This window comes from Cellulomonas bogoriensis 69B4 = DSM 16987 (assembly GCF_000767165.1).
Taxonomy (GTDB): domain Bacteria; phylum Actinomycetota; class Actinomycetes; order Actinomycetales; family Cellulomonadaceae; genus Actinotalea; species Actinotalea bogoriensis.
Genome location: NZ_AXCZ01000111.1, coordinates 1 through 8,897, shown reverse-complemented (window position 1 = coordinate 8,897; position 8,897 = coordinate 1). Strand labels below are relative to the sequence as shown.

Below are 8,897 nucleotides of genomic sequence, written 5' to 3'. Positions count from 1 at the left end.
CCACCACAGCCTCGAGTACCTCATCGACGTACCCGACTGCTAGGAGTGATCATGGTCAGCAGGCGACCCCCGTCCCTTGTCCGTGGCCCATCGACGACGCGGCGCGCTCTGCGGCGCAGCGTCGTCCCAGCCCTGGTCGCCGCACTCGCGGCAACGACCGTTCTGCCGGCGAGCGCTCACCTCGCCGCACCCGGCGTCGCACCGGCGGCACCAGCGCCCGGGAGCACCACGGACTCGACCGTGGTGAGCGACGAGATCGCCCTCGGGTACTCCGGGGGCTACCGCGCGCCCTGCGTGCGCAGCCCCCGCGAGGCCGTCCACACCGACCTGACCCTCACCCCCGTCGGTGGCATGGCGTGGTCGCCGGACGGGACCGAACTCGCCCTCAGCGCCTCGGGGATGTTCGGGACCCTCGAGATGGGCGTGATCACGTTGGCGGACTGCAGCTGGCGGGTGCTGACCGACACCGGTCCCCAAGGGCTGTCCTGGTCGCCCGACGGCACGGAGATCGCCGTCGACGACAAGGTCGTCTCTGCGAACGACGGCCAGGTGGTCCGTGACTTCGGCCATGGTGGCAGCCACCCGTCCTGGCACCCTGACGGTGACCTCATCGCTTTCACCGCGCCCGATGGCATCCGGGTGGTCGCCGCTGACTCCGGCGCCCCGGACCCAGGACAGCTGCTGATCCCCGGGGGTCACCGACCGTCCTGGTCACCGGACGGCACCCGCATCGCCTACGGGACCGGGCTACGGGCGGCTCACGCCGCAGCCGACGGAAGCGGCGAGGTCCTGCTCCCCGAGATGTTCTCCTACCCCGACCAGGTCGGGTGGAGCCCGGACGGCCAACGGCTCACGTTCGTGGGGTCCGTCGACCACCCGGAGGCCGGCGAGATCCTGGGGGGCGCGTGCGTCACCGTGACGTTGGACGGCGAGCTCGACCAGATGCCGCTCTCGTCGCAGTGCAACGGCATGGCCCTGCGGCCACCGCACGAGCCCGACCCCACCCCGGACATGACCCTGGTGTACCTGTACCGCAAGAACGACCTCGCTGCCCCGCCGTCCTGGCACAACAGCGGGAACCAGACCCTCTGGCACGTGGAGCTCGGGCACGCGTGGCCGGCCACGCCGGACCCCTCGCTGCTCCCACCGGAGGCCTGCGGACCGGGGTGGGCGGTGCAGATCGACTGGACCACCAACCTGGCACGCCACCACGTACCCCATCAGATCAGCCGCGAGCGCTCCACCAACATCCTCGGGTGGGGCACCGTCGTGCAGGCCGCCCGGCACCACAGCCTCGAGTACCTCGTCGACGTACCCGACTGCCCGTGACCCTCAGGAGGCACCCATGAGAGCACGCCGCTGGCCATTCATGATGCTCGCCACCGCGGTGGCGACCGTCCTCATCGCACCACCGGCCACCGCCCAGTTCCCGGGCGACAACGGTGAGATCACCAAGGTGGACCAGGCCACCCTGGACGTCCCGTGCGTGAGGAGCCTGCTCACCCTTCCGTGGACGCCGCTGAACCTCGTGCCGGATGGCGGCGGCATCGCCTGGTCGGCCGACGGCACGCACGTGGCCGTCGAGGCGACCCGCGCCGGAGGCGGCGGTGACGACGTCGTGGTGATCAGGCTCGCCGACTGCAGCTGGCGGGGGCTCGGCGACTCCCAGCACCGGGGTCTGGCCTGGTCACCGGACGGCACCGAGATCGCCCTGGTGCGGGGCGGGGACCTCGTCGTCGTCTCGTCCCAGACCGGTGAGACGCTGCGCACCGTCGCCGACGTCGGCGGCGTGCATCTGCCCTCACCGACCTGGCACCCCGATGGTGGCGTGATCGCCTACGTGGGCACGGACGGGGTGCGGACCACTGCTGCGGACGGCAGCACGGCCCCCGACGGTGAGCTGATCGTCCCGCAGGCAGCAGGTCCGGACTGGTCGCCCGACGGCACCCGGCTCGCGTACGCGACATCGACCGGGAGGCTCGCGCACTCCACACCGGACGGGAGCGACGAGGTCGTCCTACCCGATCGGGTGCGGGACGTCAGCGAGGTGGTGTGGTCGCCGGACGGCACCCAGTTCCTCTACGCGGGCTCCTACGAGCTCCCGTCCGGACTCGTGATGTCTGTGGTGTGCCCCGTCGTGACGACCGACGGTGAGCTCGTGCGGCAGACCGGCGGCGCCACACCTTGCACCCGCCCCGCATGGCGACCGGTGCAGGGCCCGGACCCGACGCCCGACATGACCTTGGTGTACGCCTACCCCAGGCTGGACCCGACCGCGCCCCCGTCATGGGGCAACAGTGGCCCCCAGCGTCTGATCAGCGTCGAGTTCGGGCACGCGTGGCCGATCACGCTCGACCCCGCACTGCTCCCCCCGGAGGTCTGCGGGCCGGGGTGGGCGGTGCAGATCGACTGGACCACCAACCTGGCGCGCCACCGCGTACCGCAACGCATCAGCAGGGAGTTCTCGATCAACGTCCTGGGGTGGGGCACCGTCGTGCAGGCCGCCCGCCACCACAGCCTCGAGTACCTCACCGACGTCCCGGACTGCGAGGACTGATCATGACCACGACGCGGCCCCCCGCCCCGGACACGACACGACGCTCGTGGGGCACGATCGTGCGGCGTGGCGCCGTCCCGCTGCTTGCCCTGACCCTGGCGGTCACGCCCCTGACCCCAGCTGTCGCCCAGAGCGGAGCCGCCGACGGCACCTCGACCCAGGACGACGTCCGCACCATCATCCCCACCGGTGTGCAGGACGAGTTCGCGGTGGCCTACGGGCAGGGGTACAACGCCCCGTGCATGCGCCACTTCTCCCGCCCGTTCAATGAGCTGACCTTCATCCCGAGCAACCCCGGCGACGAGCTGGCATGGTCGCAGGACGGGAGCATGCTGGCGTTCACGCCGATTGACGGTTGGGGACGACCGGTCGGGCTGGTCGTCGCCTCGCTCGCCGACTGCTCGTGGCACAGCCTGGGGACCCCTGACCTGGCGGGGCTGTCCTGGTCACCGGACGGGACAGAGATCGCCAGCGGCAACCGGGTGATCTCCGCGGCCGACGGGGAGCACATCCGGGACCTGGGCTACACCGGCCGGGACCCGGCCTGGCACCCCGACGGTGACCGCATCGCCTACGGCGGACCCGGTGGGATCCGCGTCGTCGCCGCCGACGGGAGCACCCCACCACCCGGAGAGCTCCTGATCCCCGGGGGCGGGAAGCCGATCTGGTCCCCGGACGGCACACGCATCGCTTACCTGTCCGGTGGTCGCGTGGCTCACTCCGCCGCGGACGGCACCGACCACGTCCTGCTCCCTGACGACTTCGACTTCCCCTCGCGGGTGACCTGGTCACCTGAGGGCGAGCGCCTCGCGGTCAAGGCGGAGGGTTTCACCTACCACGAGTACGACGAGGAGTTCCACGGCTCGTGCATCGCCATGACCATCGACGGGCAGGTCGACAACCTGGTCCTCGAGTCCGAGTGCTGGGACGTGGCGTGGCGGCCCGCACGCGAACCCGACCCGACACCGGAGATGACGTTGGTCTACCTGTACCGCAAGGTCGACCCCGACGCCCCACCCTCCTGGCACAACAGCGCCCGCCAGAGCTTGATGCACGTCGAGTTCGGCCACACCTGGCCCCGTGACCTGGACCCCGAGCTGCTGCCGTGGGGCGTCTGCGGGCCCGGGTGGGCCGTCCAGATGGACCAGGTCGTCAGGCTCGTCCGCCACCGCGTCCCCCTGAGCATCCCCTTCTACTACAGGGACTCCTCGGGTCGCTCCCAGCGATCGAACACCCTGGGCTGGGGCACCGTCGTGCAGGCCGCCCGCCACCACAGCCTCGAGTACGTCACCGACGTCCCGGACTGCACGTAAGCCGAAGGAGGCACCCATGAGAGCACGTCGCTGGACGATCCCGCTGCTGGGCGGTGCCGATGGACGGGACCACCGACCTCGCGCGGCGCGGAGCGCGCGTCAGCCGCGCAGGGCCGTCCAGATGAGCAGCATCGTGACGAGGAACCCGACGACGTAGTTCGCCCACAGGAACCGCCGCCACCCGCGGTTGGCCTCGTGGGCGAACTCCTCGGGCACGGACCGGTACGGCCACGCGAGCGCCACGTACGGGGCGACGAGCACCGCGGCCAGCGGCCCGGGCCAGGGGACGGCGAGCATGAGGAGGCCGGCAGCCACCCAGCACCCCAGGGCCACACGCACCGTGGTGCGCGCCCCGAGCACGGTCGCGACGGACCCGATGCCACCGGCGCGGTCGGCGGCGATGTCCTGCACCGCACCGAACGCGTGGCTGGCCATCCCCCACAGGAAGAACGCCACCAGGATCAGCGCCGCCCCGGCGCCGATGCCCTGGTCGGCCAGGACCAGACCGTACAGAGCCGGTGACACGAAGTGGGTGCTGGAGGTGAGCGAGTCCAGGACCGGGCGTTCCTTGAACCGCAGCCCCGGCGCCGAGTAGGCGACCACCGCGAACAACGACCCGGCCAGCACCAGCACCGACGCGGTGGTGCCGTTCGCGACCAGCCACGCCACGAACGGGATCGGCAGGACGGTCGCCGCCAGCAACGTCACCCGGTGCAGACGCCGGTCCAGGAGCGCGCCCTCGACCCCGCCCTTGCGGGGGTTGGCCAGGTCGGACTCGTGGTCGAACACGTCGTTGATGCCGTACATCAGCAGGTTGTACGGGATCAGGAAGAAGATCGTGCCGATCACCAGGGCGGCGTCCACCCGCCCGGTGGTCATCACGTAGGCGGCCGCGAACGGGTAGGCGGTGTTCACCCAGCTGAGGGGCCGGGAGCTGAGGGTCAGCTGGCGCAGGGTCGTCCCCGGGCCCGCCCCGGCGGCGGTCATCGTGCCCCCTGCCCGTCGCGAGCGGCCCGGTCGCCGGTGAGGTCGCGGGGCCCGAGCAGGTGCCACAGGGCCGGCAGCAGCAGCACCGCGGCGACCGCGTACGCGAAGTCCTCCACCGGTGCCACCCCGATGCTCCACCCGAGGCGCAGGTCGTCGTCGTAGGCCACCAGGCCGGTGCGGATCATGATGTTGTCGAACACCGCGGTCATGACCAGCAGCACGGCCGTCACCAGCCCCACCGCCCTCAGGCCGGGGCGGCCCGTGCGCCACCTGGCCACCAGCAGCACCACCACGGCGACCGGCAGGAACACCGCGTTGATCAGCATGTACGTGGTCACGCGTCCTCCTTGGCCCGGGCCGCGCGGACGTCCACCGGGCGGCCCGCCACCCACCGGGAGGCCGCCGCGTACAGGTTCATCGTGAGGTAGCACAGCAACGTGAGGAACCCGACCTCCTCCACGGGCAGCTCGGGGGCCAGGACGAGACCCGTCATGTACGGGGTGTCACCGATGAAGAACACCCCCTGCGCGATGCCGACCGCGTCCCACGCCAGGAAGAACAGCACCCCCACCACGAGCACCACCGCGGCGCGGCGCGCGTCCTGGAAGAAGAACAGCCGGAACCGGTGGTCCAGCACGGTCATACCGGTCAACGAGATCAGGAGCGCGACGCCGTACGCGACGCTCATGCGCCGCCCCCCGCAGAGGTGGGCACCGGCCCCGGGGCGGGCGCCGACGGCTCGGTCAGCGGGCCCGTGGACGTGTCGCCGCGCAACCGCTTGACCACGAGCTCGGCACTGATCAGGCACATCGGCAACCCGATGCCGGGGATCACCGACCCGCCCGCGAAGTACAGGCCCGCGACCTTCCTGGACGTGTTCCCGGCACGGAACATCGCACTCTGGCGCAACGTGTGCGCCGGGCCCAGGGCCGTGCCACGCCACGAGGCGAGGTCCTCGGCCCAGTCGGCCGGGCCCAGGGTGCGCCGCACCACGACCCGCTCGGCGAGGTCCGGGACGTCGGCCCACGCAGAGATCTGCGCGATGGCCGCGTCCGCCAGGGCCTCGACCCACGGGTCGCCCCCACCGTCGACGCCGCCGTGGCCCAGGCGCGGGTCGGCGGGCACGGGCAGCAGGATCACCAGGTTCTCGTGGCCCTCGGGTGCGGCACCCGCGTCGGTGTCGGTGACGCGGCTGACGTACACCGATGTCGGGTCGGGCATGGTCACCGGCTCCGGGCCCAGGGGCGCGAAGATCCGCTCGAACGTCTCGTCCCAGCTGTCGGCGAACATCAGGCTGTGGTGCGCCAGCTGCGGCAGCGACCCCCGCACCCCCAGGTACACCATCACCGTGCTCGGGCCCGGCACCTGCTTGCGCCACCACCGGCGCGACCGGGTGCGCAGGTGCGGGGGCAGCAGGTCCTGCTCGGTGTGGTGCAGGTCGGCGGTCGAGACCACCACGTCGGCAGGCAGGTCGTGCACCGCACCCGAGGCGTCCTGGTACCGCACCCCCGTGGCCTGGGCCGGCGCCCGCCCCGGCAACGCACCCGCCACACGGGACCGGCCGGTGCGCCCGGACGTGGCGGCCGTGGTGACCGCGAGCGCGCGGGCCCCGGTGCGGACGTCGACGCCGTGGGCGACGGCGAGGTCGTGGATGGACCCGATGAGCCGGCCGAACCCGCCCTGGGGGTAGAGGACCCCGTCGACCAGGTCCAGGTGGCTCATCAGGTGGTACATGCTGGGCGTGAGCTTGGGGGCGGACCCGAGGAACACGGCGGGGTAGCCGAGGATCTGGCGCAGGCGGGTGTCGGTGACGGTGGCGGCGATGCGGGCCTCGAGCGACTGGGTGAGCAGGCGCAGCAGGAGGGGGGCGCGCATGGTGACGTCGCTGTTGGCCAGGGGCAGCAGGGACGCGAACGTGGTGTAGAGGAAGTTGTCGAGCGCGGTGCGGTAGGTGAGGGTCGCGGACGCGAGGTAGGCGCGGATCTTCTTGCCGGCACCGGGTTCGACCTGCTCGAACAGGCGGACGGTGTCCTCCAGGTCGGAGCGGACGTCCAGGGGGTCGTGCTTCTCGTAGAAGACCCGGTAGGCGGGGTCCAGGCGCACCAGGTCGAGCTGCTCGGCGGTGGTGGTGCCGAGCAGCCGGAAGAAGTGGTCGAACACCTCGGGCATGAGGTACCAGGAGGGGCCGATGTCGAAGGTGAAGCCGTCGCGCCGCCAGGTGGCGGCTCGCCCACCGACGTCGTCCCGTGCTTCGAGGAGGGTCACGGTGTGGCCCTCGCGGGCGAGGAGTGCGGCGGTGGCCAGGCCGGCGATGCCCCCGCCGATGACGACGGCGCGGGGTGCAGCTGCTGCGGGTTCCACGGGTGCTCCTGGTGGGTTCATCCGACGGGCGTGGGTGTGGGGTGGGGTGCGGGGGTCCCGCGGTCGCGCAGGGCCCGGGCGGCGACCCTCAGCTTGACGGGCGTGGGGACGCTGACGCGGGTGCGGATGATCTGCTCGGCGGGGGTGGCGGCCAGGCGGCAGCTCAGCTCACCGAACAGGCCGGCGGCGACGGCGACGGCGCGGCGTGCCTGGGCGGGCAGGTCGGCGATGGCTGCGCGGGCGATGCGCAGGTCGTCGTTGATGTCGCAGAGGATCTCGTCCTTCTCTGCCTCGGTGAGGTGCTGGGGGTCGATGTCGGGGAAGTAGCGGCGGCCCAACCGGTCGGCGTCGTCGGCGAGGTCGCGCAGGAAGTTGACCTTCTGGAACGCGGCGCCCAGGGCGCGGGCCCCGGGGGTGAGCTCGGTGTAGCGGGCGGCCCGGACGGCGGCGGGCTCTTCCAGGAGGAACACCTTGAGGCACATCAGGCCCACGACCTCGGCCGAGCCGTACACGTAGTCGGCCAGGGACTGGGCGTCGTGGACGGTGCGGTGCAGGTCGGTGCGCATGGACGCGAAGAACGGGGCGGTGAGCTCGGTGGCGAACCCGGCCTCGCGGGCGGTCGCGGCGAACGCGTGGACGAGCACGTTGGTGGAGTACCCGGTGGCGATCGCCTCGTCGGTGTCCTCCTCGAGGCGGTCCAGGAGTCGTCGTGCGGCGTCGACGTCACCCCCGGCCTCCTCGGTGGCGCCGTCGACGACCTCGTCGGCCAGGCGCACCAGGGCGTAGATGTTGCGGACGTGGACCCGGCACCAGGGTGCGAGCAGGCGGGTGGCCATGCCGAAGCTGGTGGAGTACTCCCGCACGACGAGGTCTGCGGCTTTCTCGGCGACCTGCCCGTACAGCGTGAGCCTGCTCATCGTCCCCATCTCCTCGTCAGCACGGTCGTCCTCGCTCGGCGGTGCACGCTCAGTGGTGCCAGCGCGCCTGGTCCACGTGCACCATCACCTCGTCCAGGCTCGCCCTCACCTGGCCGGTGACGGCACCGAGCACAGGGGTGAGGGCGGACGGCAGGCGGGTCGTGGAGTCGTCGACGGCGGCCAGGTCGGTGCGCACCATGTCCGCGACGGCGTCCGCGGCGCCGGACCTGGCCAGGGAGCGGCGCATGCACGTGGCGGTGGAGTCGTCGAGGTCCTCGCGGCCGAAGTGCGGGGCGACCTCGGCCCACTCCCCGCGGTGGCGGGCATGCAGGACGAGGGCCGTGAGCTTGCCCTCACGCAGGTCGCTGACGTTGCTCTTGCCGATGACGTCGGCAGGGGCGAACACCCCCAGCAGGTCGTCGACCAGCTGGAACGCGCGTCCCAGGAGCCTGCCGGCCCCGTCCAGGGCGGTGACGACGTCGGGGCGGGCGCCACCGAGGATCGCCCCGGCCCGCAGGGGTGCCCTGAAGGAGTACATGGCGGTCTTGGACTCGCAGACCCGCAGGGCCTCCTGCATTCCGGGGCTGTGCAGGCCCAGGCCGAACGCGGTGTCGTCCAGCTCACCGCCGGCCGAGACCAGGAGGGTCTCGTCCATGAGGTCCAGCAGGTCCCTGCGCCGGGCGGCGGGCAGGTCGACGCCGGCGACCAGGCGGTGGGCGCGGCTGAGGGCGAGGTCGCCGGCGAGCACCGCGGTGGCCTCGG

General features: G+C 72.2%; 9 protein-coding genes. 3 read left to right on the top strand and 6 right to left on the bottom strand.

Annotated elements, in window-relative coordinates; translation table 11 throughout:
* The first annotated feature begins 243 nt into the window (after positions 1 to 243).
* From N869_RS10265 to N869_RS10255, 3 genes are read left to right on the top strand one after another with little or no spacing between them, the layout of a single operon-like run.
* Positions 244 to 1,329: a TolB family protein gene (locus N869_RS10265; protein WP_198026038.1), complete on the top strand. Its 1,086-nt coding sequence runs from the start codon at positions 244 to 246 to the stop codon at positions 1,327 to 1,329.
* A gap of 16 nt (positions 1,330 to 1,345) precedes the next feature.
* Positions 1,346 to 2,557, top strand: a complete 1,212-nt coding sequence (locus N869_RS10260; RefSeq protein ID WP_156968486.1) for a TolB-like translocation protein — start codon at positions 1,346 to 1,348, stop codon at positions 2,555 to 2,557.
* A 2-nt stretch (positions 2,558 to 2,559) separates the two neighbouring features.
* Positions 2,560 to 3,870 carry a TolB family protein gene (locus N869_RS10255; RefSeq protein ID WP_035061120.1) on the top strand — a complete coding sequence of 437 codons (1,311 nt, stop codon included), beginning with the start codon at positions 2,560 to 2,562 and terminating at the stop codon, positions 3,868 to 3,870.
* Positions 3,871 to 3,969: 99 nt separating this feature from the next.
* Here the strand turns inward: N869_RS10255 and N869_RS10250 are convergent, their stop codons facing one another.
* From N869_RS10250 to N869_RS10225, 6 genes are all read right to left on the bottom strand, one after another.
* On the bottom strand, positions 3,970 to 4,857 hold the full coding sequence (locus N869_RS10250) for a prenyltransferase (RefSeq protein WP_035061117.1): 888 nt from the start codon (positions 4,855 to 4,857) through the stop codon (positions 3,970 to 3,972).
* On the bottom strand, positions 4,854 to 5,195 hold the full coding sequence (locus tag N869_RS10245) for a lycopene cyclase domain-containing protein (RefSeq protein ID WP_232229694.1): 342 nt from the start codon (positions 5,193 to 5,195) through the stop codon (positions 4,854 to 4,856). The genes N869_RS10250 and N869_RS10245 overlap by 4 nt, the downstream gene beginning before the upstream one ends.
* A complete protein-coding gene (locus tag N869_RS10240) occupies positions 5,192 to 5,545 on the bottom strand; it encodes a lycopene cyclase domain-containing protein (protein ID WP_035061115.1) in 354 nt (117 codons plus the stop codon). Before N869_RS10240 ends, N869_RS10245 begins: the two co-directional genes overlap by 4 nt.
* The gene (gene crtI / locus N869_RS10235; protein WP_035061114.1) at positions 5,542 to 7,218 is read right to left on the bottom strand and encodes a phytoene desaturase family protein; all 1,677 of its coding nucleotides are present in this window, start codon (positions 7,216 to 7,218) and stop codon (positions 5,542 to 5,544) included. The genes N869_RS10240 and crtI overlap by 4 nt, the downstream gene beginning before the upstream one ends.
* Before the next feature lie 17 nt (positions 7,219 to 7,235).
* Positions 7,236 to 8,135: a phytoene/squalene synthase family protein gene (locus N869_RS10230; RefSeq protein WP_232229693.1), complete on the bottom strand. Its 900-nt coding sequence runs from the start codon at positions 8,133 to 8,135 to the stop codon at positions 7,236 to 7,238.
* 49 nt (positions 8,136 to 8,184) lie between these two features.
* On the bottom strand, positions 8,185 to 8,897 hold a 713-nt coding region (locus N869_RS10225; protein WP_198026037.1), incomplete at its 5' end, for a polyprenyl synthetase family protein.